Here is an 18,824-nt window from a genome sequence, read left to right on the forward strand (position 1 = left end):
GCATGGGCAGACGCCGCAAGCGCAGCGAGAACCAGCTGGACGGCCTGCTGGTGCTCTACAAGCCCAGCGGCCCGACCTCGGCCGGATGCCTGAACAGCATCAAGCACGGGTTGGGGCAGGGCAAAATCGGCCACGCCGGCACCCTGGACCCCCTTGCGGAGGGCGTCCTCCTGGTGCTATTGGGCCGGGGCACCAAGATGGCCGGGTACCTGACCAGCGGCAACAAGGTCTACTCCGGGCAGATGCGACTGGGCGTGACCACCGACACCTATGATATGGAAGGGGCGGTGGTGGCCGAGGCGCCGCTCGACAATGTTTCGCAAGAAGATGTGCGCAAGGCGATCCTGTCCTGGAAGGACCTCACGGAACAGGAAGTGCCCGCGTACTCTGCGGCCAAGCATCAGGGCAAGCCCCTGTACGAACTCGCCCGCAAGGGTGAGGAAGTGCCGGTCAAAGAGAAAAGCATCGAGATACACGAGGTCGAACCGCTGGAAATTGAGTTTCCCACAGCAAGGTTCAGGGTGCGTTGCCAGGCAGGCACGTACATTCGATCCCTGGTCCACAGCTTGGGGATACGGCTAGGTTGCGGTGCAGCCCTGGCCCAGCTCACGCGGGAAGCCTGCGAGCCCTTCGGACTCGCGGACGCCCACAGCCTGGATGCGGTTCTTGGCGAGCCGGAGCGCTTGAGCGAGCGGGTCATACCGCTTGGCAAGATGCTCCCGCACTGGCGCACCATCGCGCTCTCCCCCACCCTGGCGGCACTCGTGAAAAACGGGGCCTGGCTTCCGGTGGGCGGACCAAGCGGCGACGATCTCCTCGGCGATCCCGATGAGCACGTCATGCTGGTCGACGAGAGCGGCGATCCTGTTGCGCTGGCGCAGGCGGTACCCAAGGACGGCATGCTGCGCTGGATGATACTGCGTGGACTGTGGCAAGACGACACCGCAACGGCCTGAACTGGGAAGCTCCCGGCACAACCCGGATTCCGCAAAGATCGGCATCCGGCAGAGGAGGATACGGCTGTGGTTATGACGCCTGATGGAAAGACCAAAGTCATTGAGGATTACAAGACCCACGATGGCGACACGGGCTCCCCGGAGGTCCAGGTTGCGCTTTTGACCGAGCGCATCACCTACCTCACCGAGCACTTCAAGGTGCACAAGAAGGACTTCCACTCCAAGACCGGCCTGCTGCGCATGGTCGGCCAGCGCAGGAAGCTTCTGAAGTACCTGAAGGGCAAAGACATCCAGCGCTACCGCGATCTCATCGATCGCCTGGGTCTTCGCAAGTAGGACCGAGAAAACGACCCGTCCGGGCGGGGGCCTTGCGCCTCCGCCCTGGCGGACCAACAGCTACGGGCGCGAACGTCGCGTCCGCCTAAACTCGCCCATGACGCAGGACTCAATCCCCGCCCCCCTTTTAGTTGGCTGCGGAAAGCGTTTTTGCGGGTACCCGGTCGCCAGACCGGGACAATACGCGCAACAGCCCTTCCCCAAGCCGGCTAATTTTCCGGGCATGAGCAGCGTCAGGGCGGCAACACAGTAGGAGTTTCAATGCTATTACCCTTTGCCCCCACACGCCTTACCACCAAGTGCGGCAACCTTGAGATCATCATGGAGACCGGCAAGATGGCCAAACAGGCCAGCGGCGCGGTCTGGGTCCAGTGCGGCGGCACCGTCGTGCACGTCACGGCCGTGAACCAGCACCTGGAAGTCGACCGCGGCTTCTTCCCGCTGACCGTCAACTACCAGGAGATGTCCTACGCCGCAGGCCGCATCCCCGGCAGCTACTTCCGCCGCGAGATCGGCCGCCCGAGCGAGCGCGAGACCCTCGTCTCCCGCCTCATCGACCGCCCCATCCGCCCCATGTTCAAGAAGGGCTTCCGCGACGAGGTGCAGATCATCGCCACGGTGCTCTCCGCCGATGACACCATCAACCCGGACGTGCTCGCCATCACCGGCGCCTCGGCCGCGCTGCACCTCTCGCCCATGCCCTTCGAAGGCCCCATCTGCGGCGCCCGCGTGGGCTACGTGAACGGCGAGTTCGTGCTGTTCCCGAGCTACAAGCAGATCGCCAACGAGAGCAAGCTGAACCTCATCTTCGCCGCCACCCGCGAGGCCATCGTCATGGTCGAGGGCGGCGCCGAGTTCGTGAGCGAAGAGCTGGTGGTCGACGCTCTGGAATGGGCTCACAAGCAGCTCACCCCCATGTTCGACATCCAGGACGAGCTGCGCAACATGGTGGGCAAGCCCAAGATCGAAGTGGTGGCCCCCGTTGTCGACGAAGCCGTGCAGGCCGTCGTCGAGGAGATTGCCACCCCGGGCCTCAAGGCCGCCTTCGCCATGATCGAGAAGGGGCCGCGCCGCGAAGCCAAGGCCAAGGCCAAGGATCTGGCCATGGAAGCCGTGGCCGCCAAGTTCCCCGATGACTCCGAGGCTCTGCGCCAGGCCGGCAACATCGTCGGCACCCTGGAAAAGAAGATCGTGCGCGAGCGCGTGCGGGCCGAAAAGATCCGCATCGACGGCCGCGACACCACCACCGTGCGCCCCCTGTCCATTGAGGCGGGCACCCTGCCCATGACCCACGGCTCGGCCCTGTTCACCCGCGGCGAGACCACGGCCCTGGCCGTCGTCACCCTGGGCAGCTCCCGCGACGAGCAGCGCATCGAGACCCTGGTCGGCGAGGACACCAAGCGCTTCATGCTGCACTACAACTTCCCGCCCTACTGCGTGGGCGAAGTGCGCATCCTGCGCGGCCCCAGCCGCCGCGACATCGGCCACGGCGCCCTGGCCGAGCGCTCCATGCTGCCGGTCCTGCCGAACCCCGACGACTTCCCCTTCACCCTGCGCGTGGTCTCTGAGGTCATGGACTCCAACGGTTCCTCCTCCATGGCCACCATCTGCGGCGCGAGCCTCGCGCTCATGGACGCGGGCGTGCCCATCACCGAGCCCGTGGCCGGCATCGCCATGGGCCTCATGAAGGAAGGCGACGAGTACATCGTCCTGACCGACATTCTCGGAGACGAGGACGCCCTGGGCGACATGGACTTCAAGGTGGCCGGAAGCGCCCGCGGCATCACCGGCATCCAGATGGACATCAAGATCATGAGCGGCATCCCCTACGACGTGCTGCGCCGCGCCCTGGCCCAGAGCCGCGACGCCCGCAAGCACATTCTGGAGCACATGGCCATGTGCCTCGACGCTCCGCGCCCGCAACTCTCCGAGCTGGCCCCGCAGATGGAGGTCGTGTTCATCAACCCCGAGAAGATCCGCAGCGTCATCGGACCCGGCGGCAAGAACATCAAGGCCATCACCGCCGAGACCGGCGCGTCCATCGACATCGAGGACTCCGGCAAGGTGGCCATCTTCGCCCCCACCAGCGAGAGCCTGAAGAAGGCCAAGGCCATGGTCATGTACTACGACCAGACCCCGGAGCCGGGCCGCAACTACCTTGGCACCGTGCGCAAGATCCTGGAAGTCGGCGCCCTGGTGGAGATCCTCCCCGGAGCCGAAGGCATGCTGCACGTGTCCCAGATGGACGTGGAGCGCGTGGAACGCGTGGAAGACCTGCTGCAGCTTGGCCAGGAAGTCTGGGTCAAGGTCATCGAGCTTGAGGCCAACGGCCGCATCCGCCTGTCGCGCAAGGCCTGGCTCATGGAGCAGGCCGGCCAGGAGGTCAACCTCGACGAGTTCCGCCGTCCGCCCTCCCGCGAGGGCGACCGTGGCGGACGTGGCGGCGACCGTGACCGCGGACGTGGCGGCGACCGTGGCGGCCGTGACCGTGGCCCGCGCCGTTAGACCATAGCAACACAACGGGGCTGCCCCTGGCGTCAAAGGCATAACGCCGGACGCCGGAGGCAGCCCCTTTTGTTTTTTTTGCGACGTGGCCCGACTCGGCGGGGAGGCTTAGCGGTCAGGCTCCTTGGGCGCGTCCACGGCTTGGCCGGTGGGCTGGAGGGAAAAGCCCTTGATGTCCCAGGGCAGACGCCGACGGACGCACTTGAGGGCGAATTCCTCGACCTCGCTGTGCCAGGCGGCGAACTCGCGCACCAGGTCGCTGGCCAGCGGAGTCAGTTCATAGCCCTTGCGGCCGCTAGCCTGAACCAGCAGCTTTTCGCCCAGGGCCTCCTCGGTGCGCTTGATGCGCCCCCATGCCGCTCGGTAGCTCATGCCCAGGGCCTTGGCGGCCTGGTTCAACGATCCGAGCAGGGCCACCATTTCAAGCAGTTGCGCACGCCCCATGCCGAAGAGCATGCCGTCTTCGGACTCCAGCCAGAGGTGGACGCGCAGCATGGGCTTGCCTGGGCGCTTCGATTGCTCTGCGGGCGGGGTCTTGCGCTTCATTGTCTCCCTCCGGGCCTAGTGTGCGCGGGTACGATGTTTGTTGTACCAAATAGAGCATAACTCCATGGTCAGGTAAAGAAATTTCCACAAGCCCCTTGGCAGCGGGCGATTCGTGCCTACAATAGCTCTTCGCGCTTTGCCCAGCGCCGCCACTTCAAACAAGCCGGAACCCATGCAGCTCGACACCAGCACAAGCAGCACCCGCCTCATCTGGACGTTGTCCTGGCCCCAGGTGCTGATGATGGTCTTCCACTTCCTCATCGGCTTTGTGGACGTCTGGGTTGCCGGGCAGATCGACCACCGCCTCCAGGCCGCGCTTGGCATCATCACCCAGTCCCTGTTCTTCTTCCTCGTCATCGCCACGGCAGTGGCAAGCGGCGGCGTGGCGGCCATCAGCCAATCCCTTGGCGCGGGCAAGTTACTCCGCGCCGAGCGCTACATCGGCCTATGCCTGCTGGTGGCAGCGGTCTTCGGGCTCATTTTCCCCCTGCTGGGCCTGCCCGCGAAAGGACTGTTCGTGCGCCTGCTCCAAGTGCCGCAGGACATCGCGCCGCTCACGGAATACGTGCTGGAAGTGTTTCTCTTCGCCCTGCCGCCCTACTACATGCTCATCGTGCAGAACGCCGTGTTCCGCTCGCGCCAGAAGGTCATGGTGCCGCTCTACGCCATGATCCTCGTCACCGCGGTGAACACCCTGTGCGACCTTGGCTTTGGCCTGGGCTGGTTCGGCCTGCCGCGCCTGGGGGTCAAGGGCGTGGTCTGGGCCACCTTCTGGTCCATCAGCATGGGCGCGATCTTCGGGCTGTACATGCTGCGCCGCGACGGCACCCTGCGTCGGCAGATCTTTGCGCCCTGGCGCTGGGTGAAATGCGCCTACCCCTATCTCTTCAAGGTGGCCTGGCCCGCCGGACTCATGCAAATCGTCTGGCATTCCGGATACCTGGTGCTGTTCGCCATCACCGCCAGCCTGCCGGAGGGCAGCGTCATGGCCTTGGCCGGCATGGCCGCGGGCGCGCGCATCGAGGCCTTGCTGTTCCTGCCCGCCTTTGCCCTGAACCTGACGGCCAGCATCCTTGTGGGGCATTTCCTGGGCGCGGGCAGGCCGGATGAGGCGCGCCGCGTGGGGTTGCGCATCCTGGGCATCGGGCTCGTGGGCATCGGCGCCATCACTCTGCTGCTCTGGACAGTGCTGGAGCCCGTGACCGGGTTTCTGGCTCCAAACGCCGAGGTCAAGGCCCAGGCGCTCGATTACCTGACCTGGAACATGCTGGCGATCCCCTTCACGCTGACCACAATGATTCTGGCCGGAGCACTTGGCGGGGCCGGAGCCACGTTGTACAATCTCCTCGGCATGGGCACCGGCACCTGGCTTATCCGCCTGCCCCTGGCCTTTGTGCTCGGGCACCTGGTGCTGGGCCGGGCCACTGGCGTGTGGATGTCCATGCTGGCCTCCCAGGCTGTCCAGGCCGGACTCCTCTTCTACATCTTCACCCGCTGGGACTGGCAGCGCTTCGCCATGAACAGCAAACGCAACGGGAACAGTAAATGAGCACCTGCGGACAATTCGAAGCAATCTGCCTGAAACACCAGGACGCCTACAAGGCCGCGCTGTGCGCCTGCCCTCAGGTGACCTCGGACTACGCCTTCGCCAACCTCTACGGCTGGGCCGAACACTACGGGCTCCAGTGGCGCCAGGAAGGCGGCCTTGTGTGGATCAGGCAGACTCTGCCGCAGACAATCGACTGGGCTCCGGTGGGCGATTGGGCCAACGTGGACTGGGCCAACCTGACCTGCCTGAACGGCCCCCAGCGCTTCACCCGCGTGTCGGAGACCCTTCTTGGAATCTGGCAACAGGCATTCGGCCAGCGGCTGCGCGCCGTCGAAGCGCGTGACCATTTCGACTACGTCTATTCCGTTCCTGAGATGGTCGAACTGAAAGGCAACAAATTCCACAAGAAAAAGAACCTGCTGAACCAGTTCGAGAAGTCAAACATCTTCGAGTACACGCCCATGCAGGCCGAGTGCGTGGAGGAGGTTCTGGACATGCAGGCCGAGTGGCACGGCTGGCAGGAGATGCCCTCCGAGGCCTTGGTGGCCGAGAACCAGGCCATCTCCCGTGTACTCAAGAATTTCGACCGCCTGGGCAACCTCATTGGGGGCACCATCCGCGTGAGCGGGAAGGTCATCGCCTACACCGTGGGCGAGTGCCTGGACAAGGAAACCATCGTCATCCACTTTGAGAAGGGCGACACGCGCTTCAAGGGCGTGTACCAGGCCATCAACAAGCATTTCCTGGCCTCCCAGGAGGACCGCTTCAGCCTAGTGAACCGCGAGCAGGACCTGGGCGACGAAGGCCTGCGCAAAGCCAAGATGTCCTACAACCCAGTGACGCTGATGAAAAAATTCGAAGTGGAGCTGGTCTAGCGTGGGGCGAAGCATAGAGAATGGCCCTCCGGGGGCCAGAGGCTCTCTATGACCGCGACCCGACCGCGCCTGGTGGTCCTCGGCCTGGACGGCCTGCCCCTCGGCCTGGCCAAAGCCCTCGCGGGGCGGCTGCCGAACCTGGCGCGGCTCATGCCTTTCGCTTCCAGCATGGAGGCCGAGCTGCCGGAGCTCTCGCCCGTCAACTGGACCAGCTTCTTCACCGGGGCCGGGCCGGGCGAGCACGGCGTCTTCGGCTTCACCATCCTTGATCCGGTGCTCTACTCACTGCGTCTGGCCACCTCCCGCGACGTGCGCTGCCCGACCATCTTCGACCGCCTGGGCGAGCGCGGGCTGGTGTCGCGAGTGCTGAACCTGCCAAACATGGCTCCGGCCAAACCTCTGCGCGGCATGCTCGTGGCCGGGTTCGTGGCCGACAATCTCGCTGCCGCCGTGTACCCGCCGTTTCTGCTTGGCCCGCTCAGCGCCGCCCGCTACCAGGTGGAGGCCGACACCACGCGCGGCGCCACCGAGCCTGAGTATCTCCTCGCCCAATTGCGCCTGTCCCTTGCCGGTCGCCGCGCGGCCCTGGACCTGCTCTGGCCGGACCTGGCCTGGGACCTGTTCGTGTGCGTGCTGACCGAGACCGACCGGCTGTTCCACTTCCTGTTCCCGGCGGTGGAGCGCGCCGACCATCCGCTGCACGAGGCCTGTCTGAGCTTTCTGCGCGAATGGGACGCGCTCATCGGCGAGGTGCTGGACCGCTACGACGCCCTGCCGGAGCCCAAGCGCCTGCTGCTGCTGGCCGACCACGGCTTCTGCACCCTGGAGCTGGAGGTGGACCTGAACCGCGTGCTGGTGGAGGCCGGACTGCTGCGCCTCGCGCGGCTTGGGGTCGACGAATGGGACGCCGGGGCCATCGGGGAGGACACCCGCGTGTTCGCCCTTGACCCGGGCCGCATCTACCTGCATTGGCAGCACCGCTTCACGCGCGGGCACGTGACAAAGGCCGACGCCCAGCCCCTGCTGCGGGACGTGAAAGCACTGCTCCAGGGATTGACCTTCCAGGGCCGCCGAGTCATGAACAGGGTGCTTGAGGGCCAGGAGCTGTACGAGGGACAGGCGGTTGGCGATGCCCCGGACCTCGTCTGCGTGCCGGAGCCCGGCTTCGACCTCAAGGCCAAGTTCAACCGCACGAAGGTTCTTGGCCATTTCGGACGCTTCGGCGCGCACCGCCCCGAGGACGCCATCTTCGGCGACAGCGCTGGAACCGGCAAGCCCCAACGCGTGCGCGACGTGGGACGGCTGGTCCTCGAACATTTCGGCATCGACAAACCTGCGGGCGGGATCATCACATGACCATCGATTATGAGCGCGAGCTGAATCCGGCCCAGTTGGAGGCGGTCATGCACGTGCATGGCCCCATGCTCTGCATCGCGGGCGCGGGCAGCGGCAAGACGCGCACCATCGTCTACCGCCTGGCCCGGCTGGTCCAGGAACACGTCTCGCCGGAAAACATCCTGCTCTTGACCTTCACCCGGCGCGCCTCCCAGGAGATGCTGCACCGGGCCGGAAGCATCATGGGCCGCCCGCTCACCGGGGCCAGCGGCGGCACGTTCCACTCCTTCGCCTACGGCGTGCTGCGCCGACACGCCCTGGAGGCGGGGTATCCGCAGGGGCTGACCCTCATGGACCGGGGCGACTGCGAAGACCTGCTGGGCGAGCTCAAGGCGCACCTGAACCTGGGCCACGGCGACCGCTCCTACCCCAAGCGCGCCACCCTGGCCGACACCATCACCAAGTCGCGCAACAAGGAGCAGCCCATCGGGACCATTCTGGACCGTGAGGCGTTCCACCTGCTGTCCTACCAGGCCGACATCGAGCTTCTGGCCTCCGAGTACGAAAAGGCCAAGCGCAGCCAAGGCCTCATGGACTACGACGACCTGCTCTTCGGCCTGGAAAGCCTTCTGGTCAACCACCCGGAGATCAAGGACGCGCTTCGCCGCCGCTATCCCTTTGTCATGGTCGACGAGTACCAGGACACCAACCTGGTGCAGGCCCGGCTGGTCCGCCTGCTGGCAGGCAGCGGCGGCAACGTCATGGCCGTGGGCGACGACGCCCAGTCCATCTACGCCTTCCGTGGCGCGGTGGTGGCGAACATCCTGGAGTTCCCGCAGATATTCAAGGGGGCCAAGCTCATCCGCCTGGAGAAGAACTACCGCTCGGTGCAGCCCATCCTGGACTTGACCAACTGCGTGCTCTCCGGGGCCGAGCACAAGTTCGACAAGCACCTTTACGCCGCACGCGCTGGCGGCGCGAAGCCGCGCATCATCCAGACCCTGAGCGACCAGTCCCAGGCCGCGCAGGCCGTGAGCCTCATCGCGGACATGGCCAGCCGCCACCCCCTGCACGAGATCGCCGTGCTCTTCCGCGCCGGGTACCAGTCCTACCCGCTGGAGGTGGCGCTCACCCGCGCGGGCCTGCCCTACCGCAAGTTCGGGGGGGTGCGCTTCCACGAGGCCGCGCACATCAAGGACGTGCTCTGCTACCTGCGCCTGGCCGCCAACTGGTCGGACATGCTGGCCTGGGCGCGCGTGCTGGGCCTGCTCAAAGGCGTGGGCGGCAAGACCGCGGCCAAGATCGCCCAGGCGCTGCTGGCGGGCGAGGGCAAGACCCTGGACAAGCACGCCAAGCGCTTTCCGGACCTGCCCGGCCTGCTGGCGGAGCTCGACGCCCTGCGCCGCCTGAACCACGCCCCCGCGGCAGCGCTGGACCGGGCCATGACGCACTACGCGCCGCTGCTCATCCAGGCCTACCCCGACGACTATCCCAAGCGCCAGGCCGGACTCGAGCAGCTGGCCCAGATCGCGGTGAACTACAAGACCATCGAGGAGTTCCTGGCGGACCTGTGTCTCGACGGATCGCCCACGGAGGACGAGGACGCCCGAGGCGCGGTGGTGCTCTCGACGGTGCACTCGGCCAAGGGGCTGGAATGGCGCGCGGTGATCCTCATCGACCTGGTGGAGGACCGGTTCCCGTCCAAAAAGGCCATGCAGCGCCAGGAGGACATGGAGGAGGAGCGCCGACTCATGTACGTGGCGTGCACCCGCGCCAAGGACGAGCTGGCGCTTCTGGTGCCGGGCACGCTGTTCAACCGCTTCAACAACTGCCGCGAACCGGCCACGCCCAGCCCCTTCGTGCAGGAGCTGCCGGACATGGTGGCCGAGCGACTGGTGGAGACCTTCACCGGGGGGCTTCGGCGCAAGGATGAGCGCCTGCTTTCGGTGCTGGATGCCGGCCCGGACGAGCGGCTCGCTCCGGTGGTGCTGCCCAAGCCGCCCCAGCGCCCGGCCTATGAGCCAGGGGCCAGGCCCATCAGCGCCGCGGCGGCCCCGCACACGGCCTACGCGGCGGCGCCCCCGCCCAAGTCGGCCATGGATGACGCCAGCGGCAAGCTCGGCCTGTGCGAGCACAAGATTTTCGGCCAGGGGAAGATCATCTCCGAGATTCCGCCGGACAAGTACCGGGTGAACTTCCCCGGCTTCGGCCTCAAGGTCATCGTCAAGACCTACCTCAAGCTGCTCTAGCCGGTGCTCCTGCTAGGCCTTGGCCGGTGCGCTCCCGTCTGCGGGAGGCGGCGGCGGGCTGCCCGGCATCTGCACCTCGTCGATCTGCTCGGCGTTCAGGTGCGTCTGCGCATAGTCCTTGTACACCCCGCTTTGCAGGAACAGGGAGAACACGTCCGGGTCCACGTGCTTGTCCTTGCACATGAAGCCAAGAATCTTCACGGCCTGGGACAGCTTCATGGGTTCCTTGTAGGGCCGGTCCTTGGCGGTGAGGGCCTCGAACACGTCGGCCACGGCCAGGATGCGCGCCTGGAGCGAGAGGGACTCGGCCGTCAGGTGGTTGGGATAGCCCGTGCCGTCGAGCTTCTCGTGGTGGCTGCCCGCGAACTCCGGGATGCGCGCCAGGCGCTTGGGGAAAGGCAGGCGGCCCAGCATGTCGAAGGTGACCACGGTGTGGTCCTCGATGATCTTGCGCTCAGCATCGGTGAGGGAGCCTTTGCGGATGCAGAGGTTCAGCACCTCGTTCTCGGAGAGCCAGGGCTTCTGCTCCCCGTTGTCGTCGTAGGTGCGCGCGGCGATTTCCTTCACACGGGCGATGCGGTCGTCGCTCATGAACTCGCCGGGCTTGTTGCAGGACTCGATGAACGCGAGGTCCTCCTCCAGCTCCTGGCGGCGCTTCTCCATTTCCTCGGTGACGGCGACCATCTCCGAGCGCGCTGCGCCGCGTCCGGCCATTTCCAGCAGCCTTTCCAGCAGCTCGGCCTGCAACGCCTTGCCGATGAGCTTGAAGCGCGTGCGAACGAACTCGATGCGGTCGACTATCGCCTCAAGCTTGGTGGACTTGTCCACCACGTGCACGGGCGTGGTGATCTTGCCCACGTCGTGCATCCAGGCCGCGAGCTTGAGCTCTTCCAGCTCATTGGCGTTGAAGTGCACATCGGCGTAGGGGCCTTCGGTCTGGGCGTTGATGGTCTCGGCGATGCGCATGGTCAGGTCCACCACGCGGTCGATGTGGCCCTTGGTGTAGGGGCTCTTGGCGTCGATCGCCGCGGCGATGCTCTGCATGAAGGAGTACAGAAGCTCCTTCAGGCCATTGATGAGCTGGGTGTTGGTGAGGGCCACGGCAGCCTGCGAGGCCAGGGAACGCACGGCCTCCAGGCGCTCCTGGTTGAAGCCCACCACCGCGCCGGTGTCCTTGTCCTTGGCGTTCAAGAGCTGCAGCACGCCGATGATCTCGCTCTCATGGTTGACCATGGGCGTGACGAGCATGGATTGGGAGTGATAGCCGGTGGCCTTGTCGTAGCCGCGCGTGCCGCTGAAGTCGAAGCCCTCGGCGCAGTAGACGTCGTCGATGTTGACGAACTCGCGGGTCAGGGCCACGTGGGAGGAGACGTTGGCGTGGTTGGGCTCGCCGCCTTCCTTGTAGAGATGCACCGGGGGCAGGGTCACGGGGTTGCCGCTGGTGCCGCCCAGGCGCACGTTCATGGTGTCGTTCTGGAGCACCACGAACTCAAGCTTCATGCCAGTGGGATCCACGATGTAGAGGGTGCCGGCGTCGGCGTAGGTGAGGTTGCGCGCCAGCTCCACTATCATTTCAAGCAGGCGGTTGCGGTCCTGCTCGGCCGAGAGAGCCAGGCCGATCTCCGACAGGCTCTGCATCTGCCGGTTCAGCCGGGAAACCTGCTCGCGCAGTTCCTCAACCGTGGCCGACGCGGACTCGGAAGCGGGTCCGGCGCATGCGGCTGCCTGGTCTTTGGGCTCATCGTTCATGCTCACCCCACAAAATCGTATGAAATGAATAACTGTTCGCCAAAGTAGCGCTAAATAATACGTAACACACCCAACCGCCACAAGGAAAGAGGAAAGCCCCAGGTTGCCCGCAGCACCGGAATAGAGTAAGCAAGACTTGCGCTCAGGCGCGCATCCCCCATCAGGAGCACACGTGCAGGCATCCCCCCATCAACAACGCATCCTTACCGCTGGCCTCGCCGTGGCGCTGGTTGCCCTCGCCCTGTGGCTGGGCGGCGTGCTGACCACGCTGCTGCTGCTGGCCTTGTGCGGCCTTGGCCAGTGGGAATTCACGTCCATGTTCCGGCCCGGCCCGGAGCACAAGCACCTGCGCATCTTCGGCGTGGCCCTTGGCGCCTGCCTGGTCCTCACGGCCCAGGCAGGCGGCCCCGTGGCTGCGCTCTGGGCCTTCAGCGCCAGTTTTTGGATTCTTGGCCTGCGCTTCCTCCTGCGCTTCAGCCAGGCGCAGAAACAGGAAGCCCCGCAGGCCGCGCAGTTCACCGACGAACTGGTGCTGCTCTGCTCTCTGGCCTACATCCCGCTCATGCTCCAGTTCCTGCTTGCCTTGAGCACTCGCGAAATCATCCTGGTGGTGCTCTCCACCACCGTATCCGATACGGCGGCCTTCTACGCCGGAACCCTCTGGGGCAAACGCAAGATCTGGCCGCAGATAAGCCCCAAGAAGTCCTGGGCGGGCAGCATAGGCGGGCTTGTCGGCTGCCTCCTGGCCGTGACGGCCTACGGCCTGACTCTTGGGCAGGCACCGCTTCCTGCCTGGCTGCTGCTGGGCGCGCTCTTGAACCTGTCGGCGCAGATGGGCGACTTCTTCGAGTCCGCCCTCAAGCGCAGCCTTGACGTGAAGGATTCCGGCACGGTCCTGCCCGGCCACGGTGGCCTGCTCGACCGCATCGACAGCCTGCTGCTGGCCCTGCCCTGCTACGCCCTGCTGCGGCTGGTGCAGCCCTACTTCGCGCCCTAGCGCAAGCCAAGGCCGTCCTCATGAAAAGCTACATCTCGCTCTGGCCTGCTCACGCACCAAAACTCCGCTTCCCGCGGACCCTGGCCATACTGGGCTCCACCGGCTCCATCGGCGTCAGCGCCCTGGATGTGGTGGCCCAGCACCCGGACCTGTTCCGCGTGGCCGCCCTGGCCGGGGGCAAGAACGCTGCGCGACTGGCCGAGCAGGCCGCGACCTTCCGGCCTGGCGTCCTGGCCGTGCTGGACGAGGACGTTGCGACCGAGCTCAAAGGCCTCCTGCCCGGCGGCTACGCCCCCGAGATACTGGTCGGCCCGGCGGCCTACGAGACCGTCGCCGCCCTGCCGGAGGCGGATCTGGTGCTCTCCGCCATCGTCGGCGCGGCGGGCTTTTTGCCCACGCTGGCCGCGGCGCGCGCGGGCAAACGCATCGCGCTGGCCAACAAGGAGAGCCTGGTCCTGGGCGGGCGGCTCATCCGCAAGGCCTGCCAGGCCTCGGGAGCGGTGGTCCTGCCCGTTGACTCCGAGCACAACGCCCTGTTCCAGGCCCTGTGTGGCCACAACGGCGACGAGGAACTGGCCAAGCTGATCCTCACGGCCTCGGGCGGACCGTTTCGCGGCAGGGACGCGGCCTTCCTCGCAAGCGTGACCCCGGCCCAGGCGCTCAACCACCCCAACTGGAGCATGGGCGCCAAGATATCCATCGACTCGGCCACCCTCATGAACAAGGGCCTGGAGGTCATCGAGGCCTGCCACCTCTACGGCCTGCCCGTCTCACGCGTTGACGTGCTGGTGCATCCGCAGAGCATCGTGCACTCCCTGGTGGAGTATGTGGACGGCTCGCAGTTGGCGCACCTGGGCGTGCCAGACATGCGCATCCCCATCGCGCACAGCCTGTGCTACCCCCGCCGCGTGGCCCTGGCCATGCCCCGGCTGGACCTCGCCAGCGCGCAGAACTTGACTTTCGAGGCCCCGGACGACACGCTGTTCCCGTGCCTGGGCTTGGCCAAGGCGGCCTATGCGGCCAGCCACAGTCATCCCGTGGCGCTGAACGCCGCCAACGAAGTGGCCGTGGAGCTGTTCCTCAAGGGGCGCATCGCCTTCCTGGACATCCCCCGGCTCATCGAGGCCGCCCTGGCCCGCCATGCGGCCTTGCCTGAAGACTGCGACGCGGCGGAACTCATCGCCGCCGACAATGATGCGCGGCGCGAAACCATGGCCGCCTGCTGCTGAACGACTGAATTGAAGCGTCGCCCCAGACGCATGAGGAGTATTACGTGGGAGCAATAGCCGTCCTTCTGGTCCTTGGGGGCCTTATTTTCTTCCATGAGCTTGGCCACTTCCTCATGGCCCGGTCCCTCGGCATCGGGGTCAAGGCCTTTGCGCTCGGCTTCGGCCCCCGCATTTTCTCCTTTACCTGGGGCATGACGGAGTACCGCCTTTGCGCTGTGCCCCTGGGCGGCTACGTCATGCTTGCGGGCGAATCCCCGGACGCTCCCGAAGATCCCGCCATCCCCAAAAACCTGCTCTTCTCCGCCCGGCCCGTGTGGCAGCGCATGGCCGTCGTGGCCGCTGGCCCAATGGCCAACTTCCTGCTGGCCTGGGGACTGTACTGGGCGCTTTTCGCCTCGCAGGGGCAGATGGGCCTGGCCCCCGTCATCGAGCAGGTGCTGCCGGACTCCCCGGCTGCCCAGGCCGAAATCAAGGCCGGCGACACAGTACTCTCAGTGGACGGCCACTCCATCATCTTCTGGGAGGAGCTCACCGAGCTCGTCCAGAAATCCGAAGGCCGCACCCTGGTGCTGGACATCAAGCGCGGCAAGGACCACGTGAAGGTGAGCGTGGCACCGGAGATGCGCCCCCGCAAGAACATCTTCGGCGAGACCGTGTCCTCGCCCATGATGGGCATCGTCGCGGCCAAGCAGATCATCTCGGTTGAGCTGGACGCTGCGCAGAGCCTCAAGGTCTCCGGCAAGGAAACCTGGCGCGCGGTGGTGAACATGGTCACCGCGCTCATCAAGATGATCGAACGGGTCATCCCGGCCGATTCCATCGGCGGCCCGATCCTCATCGCCCAACTCATCAGCAAGGAGGCCCAGAGCGGCTTCGTTGGACTCATCGCCCTCACCGCCGCGCTCTCGGCCAACCTGGGTTTCGTCAACCTGCTGCCCATTCCGGTCCTCGACGGCGGGCACCTCGTGATCTTCAGCCTGGAGGCCGTAACCCGCAAGCCGCTCAGTCTGCGCGCCCGGGCCGCGGCCATCCGCGTGGGCATCGCCATGCTGGCGGCCCTCATGATCCTGGCGACCTACAATGACCTGCGCCGACTGCTCCAGTGATTCTGGGCTCCTGCTGGCCCTGAACGGGGCCGACGAGCGCCTGCAACTCGCATTGGGGCGCATTGAGGACACTGGCGTCGCGTTTCTGGCGGCACAGGAATGGACGGTGCCCGGGTCCGCTGTGCGCTTCCTTGCGCCCGGCATCCGGCACATGCTCGACAGCCTGGGCCTGACCGCAAATAACGTTCGCCGCATCGCCTGCGTCACCGGCCCGGGCAGCTTCACCGGCCTGCGCATGTCCTTGGCTCTGGCACAGGGCCTGGCCGCCGGCACCGGCGCCGAACTGGCCGGGCTGAACCATCTGGAACTGCTGGCCGCGGAGGCCGCCCGCATGCTTGAGCAAGGCTCGGGCGCCGTGGCCTCGCTGGTCTGGTCACGCCGGGGCCAGGTCTACGCCCAGGCCTTCACGCACGGCCAAGGCCAAGCTGTCGCCGCCGCACCCCCGCAAGTGCTGGCCCTGACCGCCCTGCCCGAATTCTTCGCCACGCTGCCCAAGCCCCTGCGTCTGCTGGGCGGCGGTTTGCGCCGCAACCTGCCCTTCTTCGAGGAGTTGGCCGGACGCGACGCGAGCCTGCGCCTGCTGCCCACGACCTGGGACGCCCCGCGCCCGGCGACCCTGCTCGACCTTGCCAGCCGCGCGGGCTATGGACTGCAGGCTCTGGAGCCGGTGTACCTGCGCGCCTCGGACGCCGAGGACAACCTCGCTGCCATCGCCGCCGGGCGCGGCTTGAGCGAAGCCGACGCCCAGGCCATCCTCGACCGAGGCAGCCGTCCGGTCTAAGCTTCTCGCCAATCGTTCAAGAGGGTGCCGGTTAACGGCCTGTGAAGCTGTGGAGCCGCTAGACCAGCAGGCGGTCCACGGTGTTGCCGAGCTGTCGGCCAAGCGGGGTCTGGTGGGCGATCTCACGCTCCACGTGGATGATGCCCTTGAGCACCGTGGAATGCTTGCGGCCCAGGCGGTCGCCGATGGCGGCCAGGGAAAGATCGGTGTGGCGGCGGCAGAGATAAAAGGCGGTATTGCGGGCGAGGACGGTCTGCTGGCTGCGCGATTTCGATTTCAGTTCGCGCTCGTCGATGCCGTAGGTTTTGCAGACGAAATCCACGATGCGGTCCACGCCGGGCATGGGTGTCTGCACGGCGTAATTCTCCAGCACCTGCCAGGCAAGCTCCTCGGTGATCTGCTGGCCGAGCAGCCGGGCCTTGAGCACCAGGTTGTTCAGGCAGCTTTCCAGCTGGCGGATGTCGGTGGTCAGACGCTCGGCGAGCAGGCCGGTGACGTTGTCCGGAACCTGGACCTGGAGGCTCTTGGCCTTGCGGCGGACGATCTCCTCACGCGTGGCGTAGTCCGGCGTCTGCATCATGGCCATGAAGCCTGACGCGAAGCAGGACACGAGCTGCGGGTCCACGTCTGAGAGTTCGCGGGGCAAGAAGGAGCTGGTGAGCACCACCTTGCAGCCGCGTTGCTGCAAAGCCTTGAGCGTCAGCAGAAGCTCTTCCTGCAGCTTGCCCTTACCCTGGAAGAAGTGGATGTCCTCCAGGAGCAGCACGTCCACGGACTCGCGGAACTCGCTCTTGAAGCGCGCGGCCTCCTTGGCCTTGATGGCCAGCACAAGGCGCGTGGTGAATTCCTCGGCGGAGAGGCAGGCGATGGAGACGCGGCTGCGATTGGAGCGCTCGGCCAAATGGCGGCCGATGGCATGCAGGAGATGCGTCTTGCCCAGGCCCGGTCCGGCGCTCAGGAAAAGGTGGTCGGTGTTGAGCGAGTTGTTGCAGATGCCTTTGGCCGCGGCACAGGCCAGTTCGTTGCACGGCCCGACAACAAAGTCGTCGAAGCGGAAGCGCCAACGGCTCAAGGATTCCGTGCGGGGAGCATGGCCCAAGGGCAGCGCCAGGGACTCGGCAACCTGGCGAGGCTTGGGTTGAGCAGGAGACTGGAGCACGGAACGCTTCCCCACCGTCACCACAAACTCGACACGGCGCCCCGTCAGCTCCATGGCTGCATCGCGGATGGTTTCCAGCAGACGGTCTCGCACCCAGGCGGCCACAAACTCATTGGGGGCCGACAAGTGCATGACGTTATCCTCTACCTTGGCATCGAGCGGCTTGATCCAGAGGGTGAATAGCCCCTGTTCCAGTCGATTTTCGAGGATAGGAAGGATTTTTTGCCAGAGGTCCGCATTCATGTAGCGAGGTCTACGCTTTGGCTGGACTTTGGACAACATGGCCACAGCCTGGAAGCAGCCGAAGACAAGCCCCTGTTCTCTACAACATAACTACTTGATTTTACGTTATTCATTTGAAAAATTCGCAGTCTTGTACAAATAGCATACGTACTCGGAACGCTTGCAGAGTCTAGGCTAAGTGGCCTTCCGGCTGAATCCTCGACAACCCTGTTCAAAATATTATCAACATGGTAAAGTCTTAAAATCGACGAATTTCGAAAAATATAACTGAATTTCAGCGATACTGAAATACCGCGTGGTCATGAAACCTGTGAAACATTTGTACGCTTGGATGCCACCTCGCCAACTCGGCGACCTTGCTCGCTTGGCGGCATACGGGCCTTCCCAGCCGATTCAAGCCACTTCCCACATACCAACCGGGAGAGTTCACGAATTCAAGGCGCTAGGCGACTTTGCGGGGCGCAGAGGAAAGAACAAGGCTAACATTTTGGATTATTTTAAATAATGCTGGAGGAAAGGCAGGAAGCCTTGAGAGACGGGCAACGAGAGAAAAACCTGAAATCATATCCTATTCAAAAGGTTATTTCAATGGGCGTCAGAATTTTTCCCTATACCAACCTGCATCATTCCAGCGTCAGCGTCCGTTTCAGGGGAGACATGGCGCTACGCCTCGGCACCGTGACGGTCAGCAACCCCTCGCGCAGGACCGCGCTGATGCCCGCATCATCGGTATCCTCGGGCAACGGGAAGCGACGGGCAAAAGCTCCGTGCGCCCGTTCCAACAAATGATAGGCGGTTTCGGTCTCATCGCAATCTGCGGGGCGCTCGCCACGCACCACCAGCGCCCCGTCGGCGATCTCCACCAGAACCTGCTCGGGGGCAATGCCGGGCAGCTCGACACGAACAACAAGCGCCTGGGCCGTCTCCACGATATCGGCCAGAGGCATCCACACATACCCGGAACCGGGAACGCCAACGGGGCGTTGCCCCTGGCGAGCGGCATCCACCATCCTGTCCATCTGCTCGCGAAATTCGTCCAGGCCACGCCAAGGGTTCCATTCGCCTTTGCCCATCTTGTCCTCCTTCGTGCGCCTCATATTTTAGGATACTCAGACAAGCTATGCAAGGTTGTCCGTCATTGGGCATTGCAATCTTTCTTATTCTTGGTACTAATTTTTTGTTGCAAATTGCTAGCCATACCTTTATCAG

Annotated in this window: 15 protein-coding genes; 11 read left to right on the forward strand and 4 right to left on the reverse strand. The window is 65.1% G+C overall.

Translation table 11 applies throughout. From position 1 onward, the window contains the following. The first annotated feature begins 2 nt into the window (after nt 1–2). From truB to pnp, 3 genes are all read left to right on the forward strand, one after another. The gene (truB, locus tag RDU24_RS00715; RefSeq protein WP_308733800.1) at nt 3–956 is read left to right on the forward strand and encodes a tRNA pseudouridine(55) synthase TruB; all 954 of its coding nucleotides are present in this window, start codon (nt 3–5) and stop codon (nt 954–956) included. Nucleotides 957–1,022: 66 nt separating this feature from the next. Next, the gene (gene rpsO, locus RDU24_RS00720; protein ID WP_308733801.1) at nt 1,023–1,292 is read left to right on the forward strand and encodes a 30S ribosomal protein S15; all 270 of its coding nucleotides are present in this window, start codon (nt 1,023–1,025) and stop codon (nt 1,290–1,292) included. A gap of 261 nt (nt 1,293–1,553) precedes the next feature. Further along, nucleotides 1,554–3,797, forward strand: coding sequence for a polyribonucleotide nucleotidyltransferase (pnp, locus tag RDU24_RS00725; protein ID WP_308733802.1), 2,244 nt, complete (start codon nt 1,554–1,556; stop codon nt 3,795–3,797). A 108-nt stretch (nt 3,798–3,905) separates the two neighbouring features. On the opposite strand, the gene RDU24_RS00730 is transcribed toward pnp, so the two are convergent. Then, nucleotides 3,906–4,343 carry a winged helix-turn-helix domain-containing protein gene (locus RDU24_RS00730; RefSeq protein ID WP_308733803.1) on the reverse strand — a complete coding sequence of 146 codons (438 nt, stop codon included), beginning with the start codon at nt 4,341–4,343 and terminating at the stop codon, nt 3,906–3,908. A gap of 172 nt (nt 4,344–4,515) precedes the next feature. Here RDU24_RS00730 and RDU24_RS00735 point away from each other — a divergent pair, with 172 nt between their 5' ends. From RDU24_RS00735 to RDU24_RS00750, 4 genes are read left to right on the forward strand one after another with little or no spacing between them, the layout of a single operon-like run. Continuing rightward, nucleotides 4,516–5,892, forward strand: a complete 1,377-nt coding sequence (locus tag RDU24_RS00735; protein WP_308733804.1) for an MATE family efflux transporter — start codon at nt 4,516–4,518, stop codon at nt 5,890–5,892. Then, entirely contained in the window at nt 5,889–6,767 is an 879-nt protein-coding gene (locus RDU24_RS00740; RefSeq protein WP_308733805.1) for a DUF2156 domain-containing protein, read from the forward strand. The genes RDU24_RS00735 and RDU24_RS00740 overlap by 4 nt, the downstream gene beginning before the upstream one ends. Nucleotides 6,768–6,815: 48 nt before the next feature. Continuing rightward, complete coding sequence (locus RDU24_RS00745) at nt 6,816–8,123, forward strand: alkaline phosphatase family protein (RefSeq protein WP_308733806.1); 1,308 nt, start codon at nt 6,816–6,818, stop codon at nt 8,121–8,123. Then, nucleotides 8,120–10,351, forward strand: a complete 2,232-nt coding sequence (locus tag RDU24_RS00750) for an ATP-dependent helicase (protein WP_308733807.1) — start codon at nt 8,120–8,122, stop codon at nt 10,349–10,351. Before RDU24_RS00745 ends, RDU24_RS00750 begins: the two co-directional genes overlap by 4 nt. 12 nt (nt 10,352–10,363) lie before the next feature. On the opposite strand, the gene RDU24_RS00755 is transcribed toward RDU24_RS00750, so the two are convergent. Next, nucleotides 10,364–12,100 (reverse strand): HD domain-containing phosphohydrolase, encoded by a 1,737-nt coding sequence (locus RDU24_RS00755; RefSeq protein ID WP_308733808.1) that lies wholly within the window; start codon nt 12,098–12,100, stop codon nt 10,364–10,366. A 172-nt stretch (nt 12,101–12,272) separates the two neighbouring features. On the opposite strand from RDU24_RS00755, the gene RDU24_RS00760 reads away from it, so the two are divergent. From RDU24_RS00760 to tsaB, 4 genes are read left to right on the forward strand one after another with little or no spacing between them, the layout of a single operon-like run. Further along, nucleotides 12,273–13,097 (forward strand): phosphatidate cytidylyltransferase, encoded by an 825-nt coding sequence (locus tag RDU24_RS00760; RefSeq protein ID WP_308733809.1) that lies wholly within the window; start codon nt 12,273–12,275, stop codon nt 13,095–13,097. 20 nt (nt 13,098–13,117) lie between these two features. Continuing rightward, nucleotides 13,118–14,326, forward strand: a complete 1,209-nt coding sequence (locus tag RDU24_RS00765; protein WP_308733810.1) for a 1-deoxy-D-xylulose-5-phosphate reductoisomerase — start codon at nt 13,118–13,120, stop codon at nt 14,324–14,326. A 44-nt stretch (nt 14,327–14,370) separates the two neighbouring features. Continuing rightward, nucleotides 14,371–15,432, forward strand: coding sequence for an RIP metalloprotease RseP (gene rseP / locus RDU24_RS00770; protein WP_308733811.1), 1,062 nt, complete (start codon nt 14,371–14,373; stop codon nt 15,430–15,432). Further along, nucleotides 15,407–16,213 carry a tRNA (adenosine(37)-N6)-threonylcarbamoyltransferase complex dimerization subunit type 1 TsaB gene (gene tsaB, locus RDU24_RS00775; protein WP_308733812.1) on the forward strand — a complete coding sequence of 269 codons (807 nt, stop codon included), beginning with the start codon at nt 15,407–15,409 and terminating at the stop codon, nt 16,211–16,213. Before rseP ends, tsaB begins: the two co-directional genes overlap by 26 nt. 58 nt (nt 16,214–16,271) lie before the next feature. Here the strand turns inward: tsaB and dnaA are convergent, their stop codons facing one another. Continuing rightward, nucleotides 16,272–17,654, reverse strand: coding sequence for a chromosomal replication initiator protein DnaA (dnaA, locus tag RDU24_RS00780; RefSeq protein WP_308733813.1), 1,383 nt, complete (start codon nt 17,652–17,654; stop codon nt 16,272–16,274). A 584-nt stretch (nt 17,655–18,238) separates the two neighbouring features. Beyond that, nucleotides 18,239–18,688, reverse strand: coding sequence for an Hsp20/alpha crystallin family protein (locus RDU24_RS00785; protein ID WP_308733814.1), 450 nt, complete (start codon nt 18,686–18,688; stop codon nt 18,239–18,241). Nucleotides 18,689–18,824: the final 136 nt, after the last annotated feature.

It is taken from the genome of Humidesulfovibrio sp. (assembly GCF_031082295.1).
GTDB lineage: Bacteria > Desulfobacterota > Desulfovibrionia > Desulfovibrionales > Desulfovibrionaceae > Humidesulfovibrio.

Bases quoted from the DNA above. Each gene is read 5' to 3' on its own strand.
- truB (WP_308733800.1), top strand. From the start codon at position 3: ATGGGCAGACGCCGCAAGCGCAGCGAGAACCAGCTGGACGGCCTGCTG.
- pnp (WP_308733802.1), top strand. From the start codon at position 1,554: ATGCTATTACCCTTTGCCCCCACACGCCTTACCACCAAGTGCGGCAAC.
- RDU24_RS00730 (WP_308733803.1), bottom strand. From the start codon at position 4,343: ATGAAGCGCAAGACCCCGCCCGCAGAGCAATCGAAGCGCCCAGGCAAG.
- RDU24_RS00735 (WP_308733804.1), top strand. From the start codon at position 4,516: ATGCAGCTCGACACCAGCACAAGCAGCACCCGCCTCATCTGGACGTTG.
- RDU24_RS00740 (WP_308733805.1), top strand. From the start codon at position 5,889: ATGAGCACCTGCGGACAATTCGAAGCAATCTGCCTGAAACACCAGGAC.
- RDU24_RS00745 (WP_308733806.1), top strand. From the start codon at position 6,816: ATGACCGCGACCCGACCGCGCCTGGTGGTCCTCGGCCTGGACGGCCTG.
- RDU24_RS00750 (WP_308733807.1), top strand. From the start codon at position 8,120: ATGACCATCGATTATGAGCGCGAGCTGAATCCGGCCCAGTTGGAGGCG.
- RDU24_RS00755 (WP_308733808.1), bottom strand. From the start codon at position 12,100: ATGAACGATGAGCCCAAAGACCAGGCAGCCGCATGCGCCGGACCCGCT.
- RDU24_RS00765 (WP_308733810.1), top strand. From the start codon at position 13,118: ATGAAAAGCTACATCTCGCTCTGGCCTGCTCACGCACCAAAACTCCGC.
- tsaB (WP_308733812.1), top strand. From the start codon at position 15,407: ATGACCTGCGCCGACTGCTCCAGTGATTCTGGGCTCCTGCTGGCCCTG.
- dnaA (WP_308733813.1), bottom strand. From the start codon at position 17,654: ATGTTGTCCAAAGTCCAGCCAAAGCGTAGACCTCGCTACATGAATGCG.
- RDU24_RS00785 (WP_308733814.1), bottom strand. From the start codon at position 18,688: ATGGGCAAAGGCGAATGGAACCCTTGGCGTGGCCTGGACGAATTTCGC.